Source organism: Pantoea leporis, assembly GCF_028048155.1.
In the GTDB taxonomy this organism is placed as follows: Bacteria; Pseudomonadota; Gammaproteobacteria; order Enterobacterales; family Enterobacteriaceae; genus Pantoea; species Pantoea leporis.
The window spans coordinates 222,461-244,132 of record NZ_JALMEU010000001.1 but is presented as its reverse complement, the minus strand read 5'-3'; the positions used below and the strand labels follow the sequence as shown (position 1 = coordinate 244,132).

The 21,672-nt window shown below is 52.5% G+C and carries 18 protein-coding genes, 1 pseudogene and 1 other annotated feature; of the genes and pseudogenes, 7 read left to right on the top strand and 12 right to left on the bottom strand.

The window, feature by feature from the left end:
* Positions 1-137 precede the first annotated feature (137 nt).
* The 3 genes from lapB to pgpB form a co-directional block, all read right to left on the bottom strand.
* The gene (gene lapB, locus MWH02_RS01185; protein ID WP_271459710.1) at positions 138-1,307 is read right to left on the bottom strand and encodes a lipopolysaccharide assembly protein LapB; all 1,170 of its coding nucleotides are present in this window, start codon (positions 1,305-1,307) and stop codon (positions 138-140) included.
* Between the two features lie 6 nt (positions 1,308-1,313).
* Entirely contained in the window at positions 1,314-1,619 is a 306-nt protein-coding gene (locus MWH02_RS01180; RefSeq protein ID WP_137385878.1) for a LapA family protein, read from the bottom strand.
* Positions 1,620-1,747: 128 nt separating this feature from the next.
* Positions 1,748-2,512 carry a phosphatidylglycerophosphatase B gene (pgpB, locus tag MWH02_RS01175; RefSeq protein ID WP_101764272.1) on the bottom strand — a complete coding sequence of 255 codons (765 nt, stop codon included), beginning with the start codon at positions 2,510-2,512 and terminating at the stop codon, positions 1,748-1,750.
* A gap of 228 nt (positions 2,513-2,740) precedes the next feature.
* Here pgpB and ribA point away from each other — a divergent pair, with 228 nt between their 5' ends.
* Entirely contained in the window at positions 2,741-3,334 is a 594-nt protein-coding gene (gene ribA, locus MWH02_RS01170) for a GTP cyclohydrolase II (RefSeq protein ID WP_097097212.1), read from the top strand.
* 49 nt (positions 3,335-3,383) lie between these two features.
* Here the strand turns inward: ribA and acnA are convergent, their stop codons facing one another.
* The 5 genes from acnA to topA form a co-directional block, all read right to left on the bottom strand.
* The gene (acnA, locus tag MWH02_RS01165) at positions 3,384-6,065 is read right to left on the bottom strand and encodes an aconitate hydratase AcnA (RefSeq protein WP_222233358.1); all 2,682 of its coding nucleotides are present in this window, start codon (positions 6,063-6,065) and stop codon (positions 3,384-3,386) included.
* A gap of 442 nt (positions 6,066-6,507) precedes the next feature.
* Positions 6,508-6,687 (bottom strand): YciX family protein, encoded by a 180-nt coding sequence (locus tag MWH02_RS01160; protein ID WP_064738813.1) that lies wholly within the window; start codon positions 6,685-6,687, stop codon positions 6,508-6,510.
* Positions 6,688-6,690: 3 nt separating this feature from the next.
* Positions 6,691-6,849: a YmiA family putative membrane protein gene (locus MWH02_RS01155; RefSeq protein ID WP_071531660.1), complete on the bottom strand. Its 159-nt coding sequence runs from the start codon at positions 6,847-6,849 to the stop codon at positions 6,691-6,693.
* A gap of 493 nt (positions 6,850-7,342) precedes the next feature.
* Positions 7,343-8,317, bottom strand: coding sequence for an HTH-type transcriptional regulator CysB (gene cysB / locus MWH02_RS01150; RefSeq protein ID WP_064738814.1), 975 nt, complete (start codon positions 8,315-8,317; stop codon positions 7,343-7,345).
* Positions 8,318-8,510: 193 nt separating this feature from the next.
* Positions 8,511-11,108 carry a type I DNA topoisomerase gene (gene topA / locus MWH02_RS01145; RefSeq protein WP_271459709.1) on the bottom strand — a complete coding sequence of 866 codons (2,598 nt, stop codon included), beginning with the start codon at positions 11,106-11,108 and terminating at the stop codon, positions 8,511-8,513.
* 370 nt (positions 11,109-11,478) lie between these two features.
* Between topA and MWH02_RS01140 the strand changes: the two genes are divergently transcribed.
* The gene (locus MWH02_RS01140; RefSeq protein WP_101764269.1) at positions 11,479-11,727 is read left to right on the top strand and encodes a DUF2498 family protein; all 249 of its coding nucleotides are present in this window, start codon (positions 11,479-11,481) and stop codon (positions 11,725-11,727) included.
* Between the two features lie 26 nt (positions 11,728-11,753).
* Here MWH02_RS01140 and sohB read toward each other — a convergent pair whose 3' ends face one another.
* Complete coding sequence (sohB, locus tag MWH02_RS01135; RefSeq protein WP_110866249.1) at positions 11,754-12,800, bottom strand: protease SohB; 1,047 nt, start codon at positions 12,798-12,800, stop codon at positions 11,754-11,756.
* Positions 12,801-12,973: 173 nt separating this feature from the next.
* Between sohB and MWH02_RS01130 the strand changes: the two genes are divergently transcribed.
* Together MWH02_RS01130 and cobO are read left to right on the top strand one after the other, a co-directional pair.
* On the top strand, positions 12,974-13,738 hold the full coding sequence (locus tag MWH02_RS01130) for a YciK family oxidoreductase (RefSeq protein ID WP_192234009.1): 765 nt from the start codon (positions 12,974-12,976) through the stop codon (positions 13,736-13,738).
* Positions 13,735-14,322, top strand: coding sequence for a cob(I)yrinic acid a,c-diamide adenosyltransferase (cobO, locus tag MWH02_RS01125; protein ID WP_110866250.1), 588 nt, complete (start codon positions 13,735-13,737; stop codon positions 14,320-14,322). Before MWH02_RS01130 ends, cobO begins: the two co-directional genes overlap by 4 nt.
* Before the next feature lie 37 nt (positions 14,323-14,359).
* On the opposite strand, the gene rluB is transcribed toward cobO, so the two are convergent.
* The gene (gene rluB, locus MWH02_RS01120; protein ID WP_101764266.1) at positions 14,360-15,235 is read right to left on the bottom strand and encodes a 23S rRNA pseudouridine(2605) synthase RluB; all 876 of its coding nucleotides are present in this window, start codon (positions 15,233-15,235) and stop codon (positions 14,360-14,362) included.
* An 818-nt stretch (positions 15,236-16,053) separates the two neighbouring features.
* On the opposite strand from rluB, the gene MWH02_RS01115 reads away from it, so the two are divergent.
* On the top strand, positions 16,054-16,710 hold the full coding sequence (locus MWH02_RS01115; RefSeq protein WP_137385887.1) for a serine protease: 657 nt from the start codon (positions 16,054-16,056) through the stop codon (positions 16,708-16,710).
* Here MWH02_RS01115 and MWH02_RS01110 read toward each other — a convergent pair whose 3' ends face one another.
* Complete coding sequence (locus tag MWH02_RS01110; protein ID WP_110866253.1) at positions 16,711-17,331, bottom strand: L-threonylcarbamoyladenylate synthase; 621 nt, start codon at positions 17,329-17,331, stop codon at positions 16,711-16,713.
* 12 nt (positions 17,332-17,343) lie between these two features.
* Positions 17,344-18,228, bottom strand: coding sequence for an RNase RNM (gene rnm, locus MWH02_RS01105; RefSeq protein WP_271459708.1), 885 nt, complete (start codon positions 18,226-18,228; stop codon positions 17,344-17,346).
* A 154-nt stretch (positions 18,229-18,382) separates the two neighbouring features.
* Positions 18,383-18,491 (top strand) — a sequence feature (Trp leader region).
* A 23-nt stretch (positions 18,492-18,514) separates the two neighbouring features.
* On the opposite strand from rnm, the gene MWH02_RS01100 reads away from it, so the two are divergent.
* Both MWH02_RS01100 and trpD read left to right on the top strand, forming a co-directional pair.
* Entirely contained in the window at positions 18,515-20,077 is a 1,563-nt protein-coding gene (locus MWH02_RS01100; RefSeq protein WP_271459707.1) for an anthranilate synthase component 1, read from the top strand.
* Positions 20,077-21,670, top strand: a pseudogene (trpD, locus tag MWH02_RS01095) (bifunctional anthranilate synthase glutamate amidotransferase component TrpG/anthranilate phosphoribosyltransferase TrpD). Before MWH02_RS01100 ends, trpD begins: the two are co-directional and overlap by 1 nt.
* Positions 21,671-21,672 lie beyond the last annotated feature (2 nt).

Below are 21,672 nucleotides of genomic sequence, written 5' to 3'. Positions count from 1 at the left end.
GGCCGGTGCCGACAATCACGCTACCGCCAGAACTTGCCTGTTTGACTGCTAGCTGCACGATGCCAAGGCAGTTTCTTAATCAAACTCACAAGTATGTTGTAACTAAATAGATGTAACCAGACGCGTGATGCGGCCATTTATTGGCCGTCGAGTCCACGGATGGGTTTAACTGAAGACCAGGCGCGACAAGATGGGCAATGCCAGTACAGAGCATGGGCAGTGAAGCCACATTTCTGGCAGCGATATCGCGGCTTAGTGCGGATCTGCTCGCCGACCATATCGCGCAGCACCATCAAGCTCTCTTTCGCACGTCCGTCTTCCGCTTCGTGTAAGTGGAAATCCATCAAACGATGAAACACACGCATCGTCGGATGACGCTGAAGCTGACGATTGATATACAGCTGTGCCGCTTCCGGTCCCTGCTGTTGCTCAAGAATATCAGAGAGATAAAGCTCTGCTGCGGCGCCAGTATTCTCGTCGACACAACGCTGTAAAAATTGCGCCCAGTTTTCGGGTTGGTTCAGGCGCTGGTAGCAGGTTTCCAGCATGGGTAACGTTTCACTCACCAGCTCTTTGTCCTGCTCCAGCACGCGCTGCATTCGGCTGGCGGCTTTGGCGTACTCGCCCTGCTCCATCAAAATGCGGCCCATCATGATTGAGACGCGCGCACTTTGATGATCGGCTGACTCGCCCTTCTTCAGCAAGCTCATCGCCCGATCAAGGTCATCACTGCTTAATGCCTGCAACGCCAGCTCACAGTAAAAATGGGCAATTTCCCCTTTCTGCTTGTCTTTGCCGAGCTTAACCAGCTTTTCCGCCACGTCGATGGCTTTTTGCCAGTCGCTGGTTGCCTGATGAATCAACAATAACTGCTGCAACGCGCCAATACGGAAATCGGTCTCTTCAACCAGTTGCCCAAACATATCTTCGGCACGATCGTACAATCCGGCTGCCATGTAATCGCGGCCGAGTTGCTGGATCGCCAGCAAGCGCTGCTCGTAGCTGAGCGACGCACTTTCCATTAGGGATTGGTGAATGCGAATGGCGCGATCAACTTCACCACGCGAACGGAACAGATTGCCAAGCGTCAGATGCGCCTCAACCGTGCCGCTGTCCTCTTTCAACATGTCGAGAAAGAGATCAACCGCTTTGTCCTGTTGATTGGAGAGCAGGAAGTTTACGCCGGTCACATAATCGCGCGACAGGCGGTTCGCTTCCTGTTGCTTATCCTGATGTGCACTGCGGCGGCCCATATACCAGCCATACGCCGCAGCAACAGGAAGAAGCAGAAACAGCAATTCAAGCATCGAAAATTAATCCCGACGACTGGCAGTTGGTGATGGGGTCACTGCAGTAGATTGTTCATTCTGTGCCTGCATACGTTTAAGCTTACGCTGTGCATTTGCCAGAGAAACACGTAAGCGTAACCAGAACAGACCGCAAATCGCCCATCCCAGCAGGAATCCAGCGCCAAACAAGCTGGCGAGCAGTGTTGAAATGCGGAATTCGCCCTGCGCTAGCAGATAGTTAAAGGTGATGATTTGGTCGTTATGCGCTCCGAGCGTGACGGAGATGATGAAAATGACCAATACCACGAGAAAAATAAGCAAATATTTCACAATGCGTCCTGTCGAGAGGTTATCCAATAGAAGTATGCCAAAAAACCGCCGTCGATGCTGCTTATCCCCACATCAGTTAGCGCTTTTTTCTACAAGCACAATCAATCATATGGGGATGAATAGGCTGATTACAATCCATCATCACGTTGCGCGATCTCACGATGTTCCTCTGGTGGAATGGTGAGCGGGCCGCAGAAACGCTGGGCCAGCAGCGTAGCTACGGTCACCAATAACCAGGATATCAGCGTTGCCATCACTAAATCACGCGGCCAGTGCATACCCAGCACTAAACGGCTGCCCATCACCGCGGTCGCCCAAACGAATAATACGGCAACGGTGGCAAAATGACGGCGCGGCCATAACAGGCCGATGGCTAAAAGCGCCCAGCTGGCGGCAAACATGGTATGCCCGGAAGGAAACGCATAACCGGTTTCAAATGCCCAATGATTCTTCAGCCATTGCGGCAGCTGAGTGTCATTGGCCAGCAAAGTTGAGACCATTTCGCCGCGCTGCTGGCGATGAAGCTGATAAAACTCATCACCGTTAATGCCATGACTTTTTTCCAGCCAGATGACGTAGGGGCGCGGTTCCTGCACATGCTCTTTGATTGAGGATTTGGTGTACTGACCAGCAAGAATCGCACCATTCATGATAAGAATGAGCAGAATCGCGGGTTTGAGCCGAAAGCGTAAACACCACAACACCCAGGCGCTGAGGATGATACTGGTGAGGATACCCCACGGACTGGTAACGGTTTCCGTCATCCAAAACAGCACGCGAAGTAGATTGCCGCTTTCCCCGGGTTGCCATTGCCAGTTTGATATCCACACGCCCAACGGCATCAACAACAATAAAAACGCCCCTAAGGTGGTGCGCTGAATGATTTTTAACATTCGCTTCCTTTTAGATCCGGATTAACAGGTGCGTTAAGCATAACTTTAGCTGAAAAAAGAATAACATACCTGTTGCGGCTTGGATAATTGTGCTTTATCACTACAATCACTCTGACCGATTAACGGCAGCCGTTCGGGTTGTGGCACAATAGCGTAAGTTTCATCGGGCCACATGGCCCGTGCGTTATCATGATGATAGCGCATCCTCTGAAGGTTCTGGAGAGTCACATGCAGCTTAAACGGGTAGCAGAAGCCAAACTGCCCACGCCATGGGGAGATTTCCTGATGGTTGGTTTTGAAGAACTGGCAACCGGCCACGACCATGTCGCGCTGGTTTATGGTGATATTAGCGATCACAATCCGGTGCTGGCGCGCGTCCATTCCGAATGTCTCACCGGCGATGCCCTGTTCAGCTTACGCTGTGACTGCGGTTTCCAGTTGGAAGCGGCGTTAACGGCGATTGCGGAAGAAGGTCGTGGCATTCTGATGTATCACCGTCAGGAAGGTCGTAACATCGGTTTGCTGAATAAAATTCGTGCTTATGCATTGCAGGATAAAGGCTACGACACGGTCGAAGCCAACCATCAGCTCGGTTTCGCCGCTGATGAGCGTGACTTCACGCTATGTGCAGATATGTTCAAACTGTTGGGCGTCAATGAAGTGCGCTTGCTGACAAACAATCCGCGCAAAGTTGAGATCCTGAGTGAAGCCGGTATCAATATCGTCGAACGCGTGCCGTTGGTTGTCGGGCGTAACCCGAAAAACGCGCACTATCTCGATACGAAAGCCGAAAAAATGGGTCATCTGTTGCCAAAGTCGTAAGCGGTCTTTATAGCAGATAAAAAAAGCCGGGAAATCCCGGCTTTTTCTTTTAGTTCAGCATATTGCGTATCACATAATGCAAAATGCCGTCGTTCTGGTAATAGGTTAGCTCGTTACCCGTATCGATACGGCAGCGCGTTTCCAGCGTCTCCTGGCTGCCATCCGCACGCGTCAGAATTACGGTTACCGTGCCACCCGGCTTAAGCTGCGACAGATTTGCCACATCTATAAACTCTTCACCCGTAAGCTGCAGCGTTTTACGCGTCACGCCAGCCGGAAACTCGAGCGGCAGAATCCCCATACCGATCAGGTTAGAGCGGTGAATACGCTCGAAGGATTCGGAGATAACCACGCGCACGCCCTGTAAGCGCGGCCCTTTTGCTGCCCAGTCACGACTTGAGCCTGAACCGTACTCTTTACCAGCAATCACCGCTAACGGCACACCTTCCTGCTGATACTTCATCGCCGCATCGTAAATCGCCAACTGCTCGTTAGTCGGGAAGTGTTTGGTATAACCGCCCTCTACACCCGGCACCATTTCGTTACGAATACGGATATTAGCGAAGGTGCCGCGCATCATCACTTCGTGGTTACCACGACGCGAACCGTAAGAGTTGAAATCGGTGCGCTCAACGCCATGCGACAGCAAATAGCGTCCGGCTGGACTTTCGGCTTTGATGCTTCCCGCAGGAGAAATGTGGTCGGTGGTGACGGAGTCACCCAGCATCGCCAGAATGCGCGCGCCTTTGATATCCTGCACCGGCTTCGGCGTTTTCTCCATGTCGTCAAAGAATGGCGATAAACGAATGTAGGTGGAATCGCCATCCCAATCGTAGGTTGCCGCTTCGCTGACTTTGATCTGCTGCCACTCAGGCGTGCCGTTAAACACCTCGGCATACTCTTTGTGGAACATATCGCTGGTGACTTTCTGCACCGCTTCAGCAATCTCTTCCGGCGAAGGCCAGATGTCCTTGAGGAAAACATCGTTGCCTAGGCGATCCTGACCGAGCGGATCGGATTGCAGATTGAGCTTCATATTACCCGCTAAGGCATATGCAACCACCAGCGGCGGCGAAGCCAGCCAGTTGGTTTTAATTAACGGATGAATTCGGCCTTCGAAGTTGCGGTTACCCGAAAGCACCGCGGCAACCGTGAGGTCACCCTCTTTAATCGCGCTTTCTATCGCGTCCGGTAACGGGCCGGAATTACCGATACAAGTAGTACAACCGTAACCGACCAGATTGAATCCTAACTCGTCCAGATATGGCGTAAGCTGGGCCACAGCAAGGTAGTCAGAAACCACTTTGGAACCGGGTGCCAGTGAGGCCTTAACCCAGGGCTTGCGCATCAGACCGCGTTCAACGGCTTTCTTCGCCAGTAAACCGGCAGCCATCAGCACGCTAGGGTTTGAGGTATTAGTACAAGAGGTAATCGCCGAGATCACGACCGCACCGTCATCCAGTTGATAGCTTTCTCCAGTTTCGCTATCGCGGTAGCTCACGGTTTTATGCGGTTTTTGCGCCTGATTCACTTCCAGTTCGTTGCTGGCATCAAAGGCAGTAGGAACATCACCGAGTGATACACGATCCTGCGGACGTTTTGGACCGGCCAGGCTGGACTCGACGTCGCCCATATCCAGCGCTAGAGAGCTGGTGAACACCGGCTCATCACCCGCGTTACGCCACATACCTTGTTGCTTAGCATAAGCCTCAACCAGTTCAACCTGCTCCGCATCGCGGCCGGTGAGCGTCATATAACTCAGGGTGACATCATCGACAGGGAAAAAGCCGCAGGTCGCACCATACTCAGGCGCCATGTTGGCGATGGTGGCGCGATCGGCAAGCGGCAGGTCGGCTAAGCCGTCGCCGTAAAATTCTACGAATTTACCCACAACACCATGTTTGCGCAGCATTTGCGTTACGGTTAACACCAGATCCGTTGCGGTGATGCCCGGACGCAATTTACCAGTGAGTTTGAAACCGACTACGTCAGGAATCAGCATTGAGACCGGCTGACCAAGCATCGCCGCTTCAGCCTCAATCCCGCCAACGCCCCAACCCAATACGCCGAGCGCATTGATCATGGTGGTGTGCGAATCGGTGCCCACCAGCGTATCGGGATAGGCGATCTCTTGCCCATTCAGCGTCTCATGCCAGACAGATTTACCGAGGTATTCCAGATTGACCTGATGACAAATCCCGGTGCCTGGGGGAACTACGCGGAATCGATTGAAAGCTTTTTGCCCCCAGCGCAGGAAAACGTAGCGCTCATGGTTGCGCTCCATTTCCAGGTGCACATTTTCATCAAAGGCTTTGTCATCACCGAAATGGTCCACGGTGACAGAGTGGTCGATAACCAAATCTACCGGGGATAAGGGATTGACTTTGGCGACGTCGCCGCCAAGGCGTTTCACCGCTTCGCGCATGGCAGCCAAATCTACCACCGCCGGTACGCCGGTAAAATCTTGCATTAATACACGCGCGGGACGATAGGCAATCTCACGATCGGCGTGAGCATCTTTTTGCCAGGCGACCAGCGCTTCAATATCTTCAAGCGTGACAGAATCACCATCCTGCCAGCGTAAAAGGTTTTCCAGCAGGACTTTCATCGACTTGGGCAAGCGATCGATATTGCCCAGTTGCTGAGCTGCTTTGGGCAAGCTGTAGTAATGATATTTTTTTGCCCGAACATCCAGCGTGTCCTGACTCTGCTCGCGTAACGTTAACGACATAGCGCCTCCATGTAAGTGAATCTTTTTTAAACCTCAGTGACTGCAAGGTTTAACTTAAAGATAGACTACATTGCCGTTAACGTTTTGATAACAACACGAATAGACACATTAAAACACAATGAAAAATGCCCCGACGTTTGTCAGGGCATTTATAAATTCCGTGTAATTTGAGTTAGGGCTTAAATCATCGCCCAGAAGGCAGCGGCCCAAAAAGCCAGGGAAAAGGTATATACGCTCACCCAGGATAATGTTGTTGTATTGATGCTCATAATTCACTCCCTCCCGGATTCCGGGCAAAAAAAGTCCACCGTCTTCAGCGTTGTACTGATGACACCGTTTTTTTAATGCTGAGTGTTAAAGGACGGGCTTTTAACTTGCCCACCGGATAATCCGGCAAAAAGAGGGACTAAACGACTAAATATAGTACGGAACGCATGCTGCGTTATTTCGACTTCATATCCATGAAGGATTCAATAAAGTTGCGCTGATTCTCGCTGAGTTCCCACGAAGTCGGAATGGTGACCTGAGGTTCAGTGGATACAACGTCTTTAACTTTGCACGCAGGCGTTTGCGGCTGACGTGCAGAAACCGGATGCTTACGACTGAGTGTATTTGCCCACATGGCTTAACCCCACATACGCCAAATCATTAACGCCACCACTACCCAGAACAGTGCTGAAGCAGCGAAGACAGTCATCCAAGCTTTGCGACGGGTGTTACCAGTACGCTCAACTTTGGTGCTTTTAGTCCGGAAGCCCGGCTGTACAGTTATTCTCGTATTCATAGTTTTTGATAATCACTCTCAATAAAACGATTGATGACAACGATTAAGATTTAGGACGAATCCTAAACTTGTTAAGACCGAAAATCCAGTTATTTTTATTGAGCACAACGATTAACGCTATTTATCAAAACGCCAAAAATTGATGAGATAAATTTAATTACCAACACAACTATTAATTAAATCGTTACATTGTAAATTTGGGTTAACAGCAAATTAGATCCAATCTAAATTTGAGTTTAATTTACCATGCCAGTTAAAAAGCCCTTCTTCATCAACTCTTAACTAGAGTATGGGAATATTCCTGGCGAGCTGCAAAGCAGCATCGTAAAAATTGTGTACTGATTCGCATTTAATAGATAACAATGAAAAAACATGTGACCCATGTTTCATTTACAAAAAAATAATGATTTTTTTTGAAGTACTCGTGGCGCTAAGCGCTAAGGGATTCCGAAGGTGCCCACTGGACACCTTGGCAAAAGAATGAGTTAGGAATTTACTTGAAGGGTAACTTGATGTCGCGGAACATGGCTTCGATGTCTTCATTGGAGCGCAATGCGACCGCCGCATCCACCACATCACGCGTCAGGTGTGGTGCGAAACGTTGAATGAAATCATACATATAGCTGCGGAGGAAAGTGCTACGTCTAAAGCCAATTTTGGTCGTACTATTCGTAAAGATTTCTGAAGCTTCTATACGCACCAAATCGGGGTCTGCAACCGGATCAACCGCCATACTGGCAATTACGCCAACGCCAAGGCCTAAACGCACATACGTCTTAATGACGTCAGCATCCGTCGCGGTGAAGACGATGCGTGGCGTTAATCCGGCGCGATTAAACGCGGTGTCCAATTCTGAACGGCCTGTAAAGCCAAATGTGTAAGTCACTAACGGGAAATCCGCCAGCTCTTCTATCGTCACATTTGATTTACCCGCCAACGGATGATCTGGCGTTACCACAATGGCGCGGTTCCAGTGATAGCACGGCAGCATAATCAAATCGTCATACAGATGCAGCGCTTCTGTGGCAATGGCAAAGTCTGCATTGCCCTTTGAAACCGCCTCAGCTATTTGCGTCGGCGATCCCTGATGCATATGCAAAGAGACGCGAGGATAGCGCTCAATAAAGCCTTTTATCACGCCTGGCAGCGCATAACGTGCCTGCGTATGGGTAGTTGCTACATACAGCGAGCCTTTATCTGGCCAGGTGTGTTCACCAGCAACAGATTTAATCGCGTCAACTTTGGACAGCACTTCGCGCGCAATCCGGATAATCTCTTCACCTGCAGGCGTTACTTGCGTCAGATGCTTACCACTGCGCGCAAATATCTGCACGCCCAGCTCATCTTCTAACATACGGACTTGCTTACTGATGCCTGGCTGCGAGGTATATAAGCCTTCGGCGGTCGATGAGACATTAAGATTGTGATTAACCACTTCGACGATGTAACGCAACTGCTGCAATTTCATAGTTATATCTTCCTGGTAGCGACAGAGGTGCATTCCCGGCAGGCGTGTTTCCGCTTTTATTGCGGTGAGGGAGGGAAAGCGAATCAGCGAAACGAAAAGAGTTCTATAACTACTATATCAGTTAAAGGAAGAATGTAGAACGATTAGCTATAAGGATAAGAGAAAGGCCAGCGAATGCTGGCCTTGCGGGGAATTACTTTTTCGCTTCCTGCCATTTGCCGTCAACATAGAACATTGACCAGCCAGTGGCTTTGCCATCCTTTTCGGAAGAGACGTATTGCTGTTTGGTCTTGCGACTGAAACGCACCATCGTCTTATTCCCTTCTGGATCGGCGGCTGGCGCTTCTGACAGATATTTCAGCTTTTCTGGCAGGCGGTCGGCAAAGCGTTGCAGCTCTTCCACCAGCGGCGCGCGCGTTTCACGTGATTTCGGGAAGGTATTAGCGGCAAGGAACACGCCCGCTGCACCATCACGCAACACAAAGTAAGCATCCGACTTTTCACACTGCAATTCTGGCAGCGGCACCGGATCTTCTTTTGGCGGCGCGACGTCACCGTTACGCAGAATCTTACGGGTGTTTTTGCACTCGTCGTTGGTACACGCCATGTACTTACCGAAACGCCCCATTTTCAGATGCATTTCAGAACCACACTTCTCGCACTCAACAATCGGACCGTCGTAGCCCTTGATGCGGAATTCGCCCTGCTCAATCTCGTAGCCGTCGCACTCTGGGTTATTACCGCAGACGTGTAACTTGCGCTGGTTATCGATCAGATAGCTGTCCATCGCGGTGCCACACTTCTGGCAACGACGACGAGCGCGCAACGCATTGGTTTCAGCATCATCGCCTTCCAGCACGTTGAGCACTTCATTTTCCGGGATCAGGTTGATGGTCTGCTTGCAGCGCTCTTTCGGCGGCAAAGCATAACCCGAGCAACCCAGGAACACGCCGGTACTGGCGGTGCGAATCCCCATAGGGCGGCTACAGGTTGGACAATCAATTGACGTCAACACCATCTGGTTCGGCTGCATGCCGCCCTCTTCCGGATCTTTCTCAGCATCATCTAGCTGCTGACTGAAATCACTGAAGAAGGAGTCGAGTACCGCTTTCCATTCGGCTTCATTATTCGCCACCTGATCGAGGCTATTTTCCATGCGCGCGGTGAAGTCATAGTTCATCAGCTCGCGGAAATTAGACTCCAGACGGTCGGTAACAATTTCACCCATTTTTTCAGCGTAGAAACGGCGGTTCTCAACACGCACGTAACCACGATCCTGAATGGTGGAGATAATCGAGGCGTACGTTGATGGACGACCAATGCCACGTTTTTCCAGCTCACGCACCAGGGATGCTTCACTGAAGCGCGCCGGCGGTTTGGTGAAGTGCTGGCTTGGCATCAGCTCTTTAAGATCCAGCATGTCGCCAACGTCTACCGGCGGCAGCGTCAGATCTTCATCATTTTTACGCAGCGCAGGCATCACGCGCGTCCAGCCATCGAAACGCAGCGTGCGGCCTTTGGCTTTCAATTTAAATTCAGCCGCGCCCACGGTCAGCGTGGTGGAGTCGTACTGAGCCGGAACCATCTGACAGGCAACAAACTGGCGCCAAATCAGCTGATAGAGTTTCTGCGCATCAGCTTCCATATCTTTCAGCTGCTCAGCCACGATATTCACGTCAGAAGGACGAATCGCTTCGTGCGCTTCCTGTGAGTTCTCTTTGCTGGCATAGGTATTCGGCGCTTCTGGCAGATACTTTTTACCAAAGCTGCTCTCAACATAACCGCGCGCCATCGCCACGGCATCCTGGCTCAGGTTGGTGGAGTCGGTACGCATATAGGTGATGTGGCCCGCTTCATACAGACGCTGCGCCATCATCATGGTCTTCTTCACGCCGAAGCCCAAACGCGTACTCGCCGCCTGTTGCAGCGTTGAGGTAATAAAAGGTGCAGAAGGCTTGCTGCTGGTTGGCTTGTCTTCACGATCCAGCACTTCATAACGCGCTTTCTGCAAAATCGCTACCGCCGCGTGAGTTTGCTCACGATTAACCGGACGGAACGCTTTGTCATTCTGATGCGTCACCTGCATGGCCAGATCGGCGCCTTTCGGCGTGGCGAAATCAGCATCGATTTCCCAATACTCTTCTGGCACGAAAGCTTTGATTTCGTGCTCGCGCTCAACAACCAGACGCACCGCAACCGACTGAACGCGACCGGCAGACAGACCGCGGGCAATTTTCTTCCACAGCAGGGGCGACACCATGTAACCCACCACGCGATCCATAAAGCGGCGCGCTTGCTGTGCGTTGACACGTTCAATATTAAGCTCGCCAGGCTTGTCAAACGCCTGACGAATCGCATTCTTGGTAATTTCGTTAAATACTACGCGGCTAAAGCGCTTATCGTCCCCACCGATCACTTCCCGCAGGTGCCAGGCAATGGCTTCCCCTTCGCGGTCAAGGTCGGTTGCGAGATAGATGTGGTCTGCATCGGCAGCCAGGTTTTTCAGCTCAGCGACAACTTTTTCTTTGCCCGGCAGAATTTGATAATCCGCTTTCCAACCATGCCAGGGATCCACACCCATGCGGTTTACGAGTGCGGCTTTCTCATCCTTTTTAACCTTTTTTCCAGGTTTCGCTTTTTCCCCGTCGGCACTTTTACGGGCAGTTGAACCGCTGGTCGGCAAATCACGGATATGACCGACACTGGATTTCACCACGTAGTCATTACCGAGGTATTTATTGATTGTTTTGGCCTTTGCCGGGGACTCAACGATTACGAGTGATTTACCCATATGTACCTTTACCTAAATGAAACGTCCTGATAAACGGGAGAGAATTGGAGGTCCCAAAACCCAATGGGTTCAATATTGCTGCCGGCATTTCGCATTTCAAGGCAGCAGGGATAATCTCAGGTCAGATTGCGTCGACTTCTGCAACTTTATGATTAGGAGCGAGTTTTCCATCTGACAGAACCACACATCCGGGTGTGATCTCCCTGAAAGCTGAATCGCCCACACTCTACCTGATAAAATCCGTTACGCAACTTAATTAGCATTCTGCCTAATTTTGCGTCAGTTTTACGACGCCATGCTGATTTGCTGAACGCGATAGCTCGCAAGTAATATAGAAGGAGAAAAATGGCTGTCAAAAAAGAGGTGAAAAATGTCAGTGCCAACGGAAGCTATTTCACGCCACGCGTTACTGGAAATAGCCAATCAGATAATCACGCAGCACGACGATTATTTTGTCGGATTAGAAGCCAATGATGTGATTCAGCAAGGTGATGTTTTGGTGTTTCGCGGTCCCTATTTTCTCGATGATGAAGGCTTGCCCACCGCCAAAACCACCACGGTATTTAACGTGTTTAAACACCTCGCGGTCGAACTCTCCTCTCAATATCATCTGGCATAAAAAAGCCCGGCAGTTGCCGGGCTCGGTTACAACAGCGGCTTCTCGCCGCGCTGCCATATTTTCAGAATCAACCGCTCTGCCGCCAGACTGGCGCTGTTGGTGAAGCGATCCATCATTTTACGCTTACGTGCGTAATGGACGCCCAGCACGGTGAAGCGATCCATATGCTTGATAATCAACGCATCGCTGGTGCCGATTTCATCAATCAAACCCAAATCCAGCGCCTGACGGCCATACCAATGCTCGCCGGTCGCCACTTTGTTCAGATCAAGCGACGGACGCATCTGCTGTACAAAATCTTTAAACAGCTGATGCGTTTCATTGAGATCTTCCTGGAATTTCTCGCGCCCTTCTTCCGTATTTTCACCAAATAGCGTCAAAGTCCGTTTGTACTGACCGGCGGTATGCAGCTCGACGTCAATATCGTTGCGCTTTAACAGGCGGTTGAAGTTGGGAATCTGCGCGACCACGCCAATTGAACCAATAATAGAAAACGGTGCGGCCACAATGCGATCCGCCACGCAAGCCATCATGTAACCGCCGCTGGCAGCGACTTTATCCACCACCGCCGTCAATTGCAGACCGGCATCGCGCAGGCGTTGCAGCTGCGAAGCCGCCAAACCGTAGCCGTGTACTACGCCGCCGGGGCTTTCCAGGCGAAGTAGCACTTCATCGCCCGGCACCGCAACTGCCAGCACCGCGGAGATCTCTTCACGCAATGAGGTGACCTCACTCGCGTCCATGCTGCCTTTGAACTCCAGCACATACAGCGTGGGCTTCAGCGTCTCGCTCACGCCCGCTTTAGCATTGCGTTTATCGGCTTTCGCCTTTTGCTTCTCTTCTTTCTTATGCTGCTTGAGCCACACTTTTTGCGCCTGTGGCTTCATTTTGGCGAGCTGCAGATCTTCCTTCATCTCACGATAATCATCATCGAGATGCGTCAAACGCAGCTGACCGCTGCTGTGACGTTTACGCAGCGCGGCATTTAGCACAATCAGAACAATAGCTGCGATCGCCACCACCACGGTAACGGCCTTAGCCAGAAATAATCCATAACTGGAGAAAAAATCCATTCTGCCGCCTTATTAAACAGTAAATTACAACAGCTGTAAGTTTACCCGCTTTACGCGCTGTCGTCGCCTGAAATGCCCGCAGGCGGCACAGAATGCGAGGCTCAAGCGTTGCACCGCGCGGCAAATTCAGGCATAAAGCCAAAAACCTTCTGACCCGAGCAAAGGACATCGCTGTGCATTATCAACCGAAAAGCGATCTGCTGGAAAATCGCATCATCCTCGTCACCGGCGCTTCCGATGGCATCGGCCGTGAAGCGGCGCTGACCTATGCGCGCTACGGCGCGCGCGTCATCCTGTTGGGCCGCAACGCCGACACCCTGCAGAAAACGGAGCAGGCCATTAACCAGTTAAACAAGCAGCCAGCCGCTTCTTTATTACTGGATTTGGCCGAAGCTACGCCAGAAAGCTGCCAGCAGTTAGCCGACCAGGTTACTGCGCTGGTGCCGCGTCTGGATGGCGTGCTGCACAACGCTGGCATTCTGGGCGAAATCGTACCGTTGGAGGAGCTCGATCCACAGATCTGGCGTGACGTGATGCAGATTAACCTTGATGCCACCTTCTATTTAACCCGGGCATTACTGCCGCTGCTGCTGAAATCAGATGCCGGATCGCTGGTGTTTACCACGTCCAGCGTGGGCCGTACCGGCCGTGCAGGCTGGGGCGCGTATGCGGTTTCGAAGTTTGCCACCGAAGGTATGATGCAGGTGCTGGCCGACGAGTATAAAAACCGTCACTTGCGGGTGAACTGCATCAATCCTGGCGGTACGCGCACCAAAATGCGCGCCAGCGCTTTCCCGGATGAGGATGCCAATTTACTCAAAACCCCCGCGGATTTGATGCCGCTCTACCTCTATTTGATGGGCGATGACAGCCGACGTAAAACCGGTACCAGCTTTGATGCGCAGCCGGGACGCAAAGCGGGTCCGGCAACCGCATGAACGATCGCCATCAGCAACGCCAGCAGCGACTAAAAGAGCAAGTTGATGCCCGAATCGCCGCCGCCACCGAGACGCGCGGCATCTTGATGGTGTTCACCGGTAACGGCAAAGGGAAAACCACCGCGGCTTTTGGCACTGCGTTGCGCGCATGCGGACACGGTAAAAAAGTGGCGGCGGTACAGTTCATTAAAGGCGAATGGCCCAACGGTGAACGTAACTTGCTGGAACAGCACGGCGTCGAATTTCAGGTGATGTCCACCGGTTTTACCTGGGATACGCAGAACCGCGAGACCGACACTGCCGCCTGCCAGTTAGTGTGGCAGCAGGCGCGTCGTATGTTGGCCGATAGCCGCGTCGATCTGGTGATCCTGGATGAAATCACGTACATGGTGAGCATGGATTATCTGGATTTAGCGGAGCTGGTCGATGCGCTGCAACAGCGCCCTGCTCAGCAAAGCGTGATCATTACCGGTCGCGGCTGTCATCGTACGTTACTGGATTTGGCAGATACCGTAACGGAAATGCGTCCGGTGAAACATGCGTTTGATGCGGGAATTCAGGCACAGCAAGGAATAGATTGGTAACACGCTGACGCCGCAGAGCACGGCGTCAGGCTTAGGATCAGGAACCGCGTTTAGTGTTATTCCGACGCGGATTGTTGCTCACCACACCGTGACGTTTTACCGCACGACGAATTTGGTTAGCCTTGGTGCGACGACGATCCTTTTCAACGGCCACTTTCGTTACCGTCTCTTCCGGCATACTGACTAACGTACGCAGATAGTTGACTGCCGGTAATTCCATCTCGATCCAGCCGCCGCGTGGCAACCCTTTTGGCAACTGGATATCACCGTAACGCACACGCATCAGTCGGCTAACCTGCACGCCAACCGCTTCCCACAGACGGCGCACTTCGCGGTTACGACCTTCGGTCAGCGTCACGTTGTACCATTGGTTAATGCCTTCGCCGCCGGCAAACTTAATGGTTTTGAACGATGCCGGGCCATCTTCCAGCTGCACGCCTTTGCTCAGCTGACGGATTTTATCGTCATCCACTTCGCCAAACACGCGAACCGCATATTCACGCTCCACTTCACGGCTTGGGTGCATCAAACGGTTAGCCAGTTCACCATCGGTGGTGAACAGCATCAAACCGCAGGTATTCACATCCAGACGACCGACGGCAATCCAGCGTGAACCACGCAGACGCGGCAGACGATCAAATACGGTTGGACGCCCTTCCGGATCGTTACGCGTGCAGAGTTCACCTTCTGGTTTGTAGTACGCCAATACGCGACACACTTCGGTCGCCGACTCAGCGATGGAAACCAGATGGCCATCGATACGAATTTTCAGGGATTTATCACTTTCGATGCGATCGCCAAGCGTCGCCAGTTTGCCGTCAACGCTGACGCGTCCGGCTGAAATCATGGTTTCGATTTCGCGACGCGAACCGTGACCGGCGCGCGCTAATACTTTCTGTAATTTTTCGCTCATGGAGCCTCGTTGTCGCCTTCCCAGGCGTCGTGGTAAGAAGAGGTGCGATACAGGGATTACCAATTCCCATATCAGAATCTGTTACCGCTCTGCATCGCTGCTGCAATCTCAGACGGCCCGCGATTTTACACTAACGCAAGTTTTGTTAACACCTTTTCCTTTGCTGCCGATAACAGAGGGTCTGGTAAAAACGTAGCCATTAAGACCATGACGATAAACATTCAGCTGGCTGATAGATCGATCTTATTTGCATCCGCAGCAACCACGCCAAGTGACTGAATTATTATCACTTGCCCCTAACCTTTCCCGCCTGAGCCTGTTATCAACTTAAGACAACTGATACATTAGCGCTTTGCAAGACTGCTTAACCGCTATTGCTCGCCACGCTTAAGGATAATCACAAACTTTAAATCTAAGTAAAAACAATAAAACAGCATAAAAAACTATTTAACAGCATTAAATAAGGCCCATTACCGTAATAAATGCAAACTGATAGTTTATTGGCACTACAGGTTGGATTAAGTCTGTATTTTTGTATTATTTGATTAATATTAAATTTGATGAATTGTTCTGCAGAAAAAACTGTGTAAAATTTAAGCCTGAAATCCAGTGCGTCGTCATAATAACATAGCTTTCATTTACTATTTATATTCGTTCAACTTACAAATCATTAACGAACCACTGTGTAATTTCACTGATATTACAAACCGGCGCGCGCGGGATTAGACGCGTTTATTCATTTACGGAATGAATTTAATTTGCATGTCGAAAGTCTTCACCAGGGATTTTACGGACATGCTTTAAAGAAGATCACAGCCATGAAAACCTCTCTGCTTTGGCCTGCGCTCGCTGCGCTGGCACTGAGCGGTTGTTCCGTGGGCCACACTGAGTACAGTCGTACTGCGATGCAACACGTTGATATGAGCGTGACAGGCATCCCGACCGTGCTGGGTTTGGGCATTCTCGGTACAACCATTCCTTTGACGCCAGAATACAGCCTGACGGCGGCGCACGTGGCAAAAACGGCCGTGCAGCGTGTCAAGGCCTATCATCCTTATTGCGACGTCGCGATTATTTATCATAAAAACAGTCCAGAAACGCTGGCGAAATTCCGCAACGGTGCTATTGGCGAACCGATTAAAATGTACGGTTACAGCTTTATTTCCGCTATGCCGGTGGAATCGAGCGGCGTTAATTTAGCGCGTACCGCCATTACCAATAAATGGAATAAAAAGCCCTGCATGGCAATGGCATCAAATGCTGGCGTGGTGCAAGGGATGTCGGGCGGCGCGGTATATAATGCGGACCAAACTATTGGCGGGGTGATTGTCGGTTACAGCCATGAAATATCTAACGTTCGCAGCAAGAAAGTCATCTTAAAAGATGTCTCGCTATATATTCCGTACGGGGATTTCAAAACCTGGCTGGAATCCAATATTGGTCAGACGCAGAAAGCCACGCCTGACCATGCATGATTACTGGAACGGGCGCGTGTCACCGACACCTTCGCGCACCACCACCGGCGCATCGCTGGTGAGATCGATCACCGTGGTCGGCTGCTGTCCCAGCGTGCCGCCATCGATGATCAGATCCACCAGCTTGCCAATGCTGTACTGAATCTCTTCCGGATCGGACTCGGTGAAATCATTGCCGGGCAACATCAGCGAAGTCGACATCATCGGCTCGTTGAGGCGCTCCAATAGCGCCAGCGCCACCGGATTGGACGGCACGCGTAGCCCGATGGTTTTACGTTTGTCATTCATCAGACGGCGCGGCACTTCTTTCGTCGCCTTCAAAATGAAGGTGTAGTTGCCCGGCGTGTTGTTTTTCAGGAGGCGAAACGCGGAGTTATCCACCTGCGCGTAAGTCGACAGCTCCGACAGATCGCGGCACATCAGCGTAAAGTTGTGATTGCCATCCAACTGGCGAATGCGACAAATGCGTTCCATGGCATTTTTCTCTTCCAGACGACACCCCAGCGCATAGCCAGAGTCGGTTGGATAAACAATCACGCTGCCTTTATTGAGATAATCAACGGCCTGATTTACCAGGCGCGGCTGCGGATTGTCGGGATGAATGTGAAAATATTGACTCATAAAAACCTCATATCACCTGTCTGTAACAGCACTGCTGGGCGCCAATGCGGGGAAGCGTTCCCAAACCGGCTCCACGCCGCCCGGTAGCCATAACTTGCGTCCCAGTTCTATCCACGGACAAGGTTGGTGGAAATCTGATCCCTGCGACCCGACTAACTGATGGTCACGCGCATAGGTTGCCAGCTGCGTGCGCTCGTTGGGCGCTTGCTGGCACTGCGCGACCTCCATGGCATCGCCACCCACGTCGGCAAAATGCGCAATCAGCCGCTTTAACCATTTAGCCGACAAACCATAACGACCGGGATGCGCCAAAACGGCATAGCCGCCAGAATGATGAATAGCATCAATGGCTTGTTTAATTGTACACCATTGCGGCGGCACGTAGCCGGTTTTCCCGCGCGCCAGATAATTCTTGAATACCTGCGCCATATTGTCGGCTTTGCCAATCTCCACCAGATAACGCGCAAAGTGGCCACGCGTGATCAAGCCGCCCTGCGCCAGTCGCTGCGCACCGGCTAGCGCATCAGGAATGCGAGCGCGCTCGAGGCGTTCGGCAATCTGCTGCGCACGATCAAGGCGTGTCTGATACTGCTGCGCAAGGAATTCAGTCAGCGCGGGATGCTGGCAATCGACATTCAGCCCCACAATGTGGATTTCGTGATTTTCCCATAAGGTTGATGCTTCTAAACCGGCTAGCACGCGGATCGGTAGATCCTGTTGCATCACTGCCGCCTGCGCTTCTGCCACGCCCGCCACCGTGTCGTGATCGGTAATCGCCAGCACACCGACTTTCATCTCAACCGCGCGCTGCACCAGCGCGGTCGGCGTCAATAAGCCGTCAGAAGCCAGCGTATGGCTGTGTAAATCGTAAAGGGGAAAACGAGCGATGTCCGACAAAATAACTCCAGCAACTACATAAACCGGCAGGCATGATAACGATTTTGCCCCTGGCTGAAAAAGAGTATTGACATTTTTCGCCCGAACCAGTTAACTAGTACACAAGTTCACACGTAACGGGTATTTAATCATGACTATTTTTGGTACGCATCTAAATGGTTGGTGGCGCGAAGATCCCTTTATCGGGCGACGTCGTCGTGCACAATTTGCGTAACCGCAGTGCAGATTGATACCTAAGCCCGCCGCCGAGCGGGCTTTTTTTTGAGCGAAATTCAGAGAATCCATTATGGCTATTGCGAAACCTACATTGAAGTTGATAACCGGTACCGCGCCCTACCGCGAAGATCCGGCCGCAGTGTTTCATCAGTTATGCGGCGCACGTCCAGCAACTCTGCTGCTTGAATCCGCAGATATCGACAGCAAACAAAACCTGAAAAGCCTGTTAATCGTCGATAGCGCGCTGCGCGTCAGTGCGCTGGGCAACATCGTCACCATCAAAGCGCTGTCGGAAAATGGTCGCGCCATCTTGCCGCTGTTGGACGAGGCGCTGCCCTCTGAGGTGCGTATCGAGGTGCGCCCTGATGGCCGCGAGCTGCATTTCACCCAGCCGCAAGGCATGCAGGACGAAGATTCCCGCCTGAAGGCCCTTTCCGTATTTGATGCGCTGCGCCTGATCCCGCAGCTGGTGAACAGCCCGGAAGAGGAGCGTGAAGCGATGCTACTTGGCGGCTTATTCGCTTATGACTTAGTGGCCGGTTTCGAAGATCTGCCGCAACTGCGCAACGAACAGCGTTGCCCGGATTACTGCTTCTATCTGGCCGAAACCTTACTGGTGATCGACCACCAGCAGCGCACTGCTCGCCTGCAGGCCAGCTTGTTCTGTCCATCGACCAGCGAGTTCCAGCGTCTGCAAGGCCGCATCGAACAACTGCGCGGCCAGATGACGCAAGCAGCGCCCGCATTGCCGGTCCAGCGCGTCGAGCACATGACGCTGAGCACCAGTCAGAGCGATGAAGAGTACTGCAGCGTCGTTCGTGAGATGCAGGAAGCGATTCGCATTGGCGAAATCTTCCAGGTTGTCCCTTCACGTCGCTTCTCGCTGCCGTGCCCTTCTCCACTGGCCGCTTACGACACGTTGAAAAACAGCAATCCAAGTCCTTACATGTTCTTTATGCAGGATCAGGATTTCGCGCTGTTTGGTGCCTCGCCAGAAAGCTCACTGAAATATGACGCGACGTCGCGTCAGATTGAGATCTACCCGATTGCCGGTACGCGTCCACGTGGCCGCCATGCCGATGGCTCGCTGGATCGCGATCTCGACAGCCGCATCGAACTGGAAATGCGCACCGACCATAAAGAGATGGCTGAGCACCTGATGCTGGTGGATTTAGCACGTAACGATTTGGCGCGTATCTGCGTGCCGGGCAGCCGTTACGTGGCAGACCTGACTAAAGTTGACCGCTACTCATTCGTGATGCATCTGGTGTCACGCGTGGTCGGCACGCTACGCGCAGATCTCGACGTGCTGCACGCCTACCGCGCCTGCATGAACATGGGCACGCTGAGCGGCGCACCGAAAGTGCGTGCGATGCAACTGATTGCCGGGAAAGAAGGCACACGTCGCGGCAGCTACGGCGGCGCAGTCGGCTATTTCACCGCTAACGGCGATCTTGATACCTGCATCGTTATCCGTTCCGCGTGGGTTGAAGACGGCGTAGCCACCGTGCAAGCCGGTGCCGGCGTGGTGCTGGATTCCCAGCCTCAGGCAGAAGCGGACGAGAGCCGCAATAAAGCGCGCGCGGTATTGCGTGCCATCGCAACAGCCCATCACTGCAAGGAGATTTTCTGATGGCCGATATCCTGCTGCTCGATAACATCGACTCTTTTACTTACAACCTCGTTGATCAGCTGCGTACCTTTGGCCATAACGTGGTGATTTACCGCAACAACGTGCCCGCTGAGGTGCTGATTGAACGCCTGCAGCAGATGGAAAATCCGATTCTGATGCTGTCGCCGGGTCCGGGCGCGCCGAAAGATGCCGGATGCATGCCAGATTTGCTGCAAGCGCTGCGCGGTCGTCTGCCGATTATCGGCATCTGTCTCGGTCATCAGGCGATTGTTGAAGCCTACGGCGGCCATGTCGGCCAGGCCGGCGAGATCCTGCACGGCAAAGCCTCTTCTATTACCCATGATGGCGAAGGCATGTTCGCTGGCCTGAGCAATCCGCTGCCGGTGGCGCGCTATCACTCGCTGGTCGGTAGCAATACGCCAGCCGAATTGACCGTTAACGCCAGCTACAACGGCATGGTGATGGCCGTGCGCCACGATGCCGACCGGGTGTGTGGCTTCCAGTTCCACCCCGAATCCATTCTCACCACTCAGGGCGCGCGCTTATTAGAACAGACGTTGGCCTGGGCGCTGGCGAAGTAATAGGGAGATTATGATGCAAACTATTTTGGAAAAACTTTATCAGTCTGAGACGCTGAGCCAGGGCGAAAGCCACCAGCTATTTAGCGCTATTATTACCGGTCAGCTGGAGCCGACGCAGTTAGCCGCCGCGCTGATTGCCATGAAAGTCCGTGGCGAGCGTCCGGAAGAGATCGCCGGTGCCGCTTCCGCGCTGCTGGCCGATGCAAAACCGTTCCCGCGCCCGGATTACACCTTTGCCGATATCGTCGGTACCGGCGGTGACGGCAGCAACAGCATCAACATCTCGACCGCCAGCGCCTTTGTTGCGGCAACCTGCGGCCTGAAAGTGGCAAAGCACGGTAATCGCAGCGTCTCCAGCAAATCGGGTTCTTCCGATCTGCTGGCGGCATTTGGCATCAATCTGGATATGCCTGCGGAACAAGCACGTGAGGCGCTGGACGACCTCAACGTCTGCTTCCTGTTTGCTCCGCAGTATCACAGCGGTTTTCGTCACGCAATGCCGGTACGTCAGCAGTTGAAAACCCGTACCATCTTTAACGTGTTGGGTCCGCTGATTAACCCTGCGCGTCCACCGCTGGCGGTGATTGGCGTGTATAGCCCGGAGCTGGTACTGCCAATCGCCCAAACGCTAAAAGTGCTCGGCTATCAACGTGCGGCTGTGGTTCACGGCGGTGGCATGGATGAAGTGGCGCTGCATAGCCCAACGCAGGTCGCCGAGCTGCGTGATGGCGAAATCACTGGCTATCAGCTGACGCCAGAAGACTTCGGTTTTGGCTTCCATGATAAAGACGCGTTGGCAGGCGGCACGCCGGAAGAAAACCGTGACATTCTGACCCGTTTACTCCAGGGTAAAGGCCAGCCCGCCCATGAGCAGGCGGTGGCGGTGAACGTCGCAATGTTACTGAAAGTGTTCGGAAATGAAGATTTGCGCGACAACGCACAGCGCGCCATCGCTGCCATTCGCAGCGGACAGGCCTACGAGCGCGTTGTCGCTCTGGCAGCGAGAGGATGAGA

Bases quoted from the DNA above. Each gene is read 5' to 3' on its own strand.
- acnA (WP_222233358.1), bottom strand. From the start codon at position 6,065: ATGTCGTTAACGTTACGCGAGCAGAGTCAGGACACGCTGGATGTTCGG.
- topA (WP_271459709.1), bottom strand. From the start codon at position 11,108: ATGGGTAAATCACTCGTAATCGTTGAGTCCCCGGCAAAGGCCAAAACA.
- MWH02_RS01140 (WP_101764269.1), top strand. From the start codon at position 11,479: ATGTCAGTGCCAACGGAAGCTATTTCACGCCACGCGTTACTGGAAATA.
- MWH02_RS01110 (WP_110866253.1), bottom strand. From the start codon at position 17,331: ATGAGTCAATATTTTCACATTCATCCCGACAATCCGCAGCCGCGCCTG.
- cysB (WP_064738814.1), bottom strand. From the start codon at position 8,317: ATGAAATTGCAGCAGTTGCGTTACATCGTCGAAGTGGTTAATCACAAT.
- rluB (WP_101764266.1), bottom strand. From the start codon at position 15,235: ATGAGCGAAAAATTACAGAAAGTATTAGCGCGCGCCGGTCACGGTTCG.
- cobO (WP_110866250.1), top strand. From the start codon at position 13,735: ATGAACGATCGCCATCAGCAACGCCAGCAGCGACTAAAAGAGCAAGTT.
- sohB (WP_110866249.1), bottom strand. From the start codon at position 12,800: ATGGATTTTTTCTCCAGTTATGGATTATTTCTGGCTAAGGCCGTTACC.
- ribA (WP_097097212.1), top strand. From the start codon at position 2,741: ATGCAGCTTAAACGGGTAGCAGAAGCCAAACTGCCCACGCCATGGGGA.
- lapB (WP_271459710.1), bottom strand. From the start codon at position 1,307: ATGCTTGAATTGCTGTTTCTGCTTCTTCCTGTTGCTGCGGCGTATGGC.
- MWH02_RS01155 (WP_071531660.1), bottom strand. From the start codon at position 6,849: ATGAATACGAGAATAACTGTACAGCCGGGCTTCCGGACTAAAAGCACC.
- pgpB (WP_101764272.1), bottom strand. From the start codon at position 2,512: ATGTTAAAAATCATTCAGCGCACCACCTTAGGGGCGTTTTTATTGTTG.
- MWH02_RS01160 (WP_064738813.1), bottom strand. From the start codon at position 6,687: ATGTGGGCAAATACACTCAGTCGTAAGCATCCGGTTTCTGCACGTCAG.
- MWH02_RS01115 (WP_137385887.1), top strand. From the start codon at position 16,054: ATGAAAACCTCTCTGCTTTGGCCTGCGCTCGCTGCGCTGGCACTGAGC.
- MWH02_RS01100 (WP_271459707.1), top strand. From the start codon at position 18,515: ATGGCTATTGCGAAACCTACATTGAAGTTGATAACCGGTACCGCGCCC.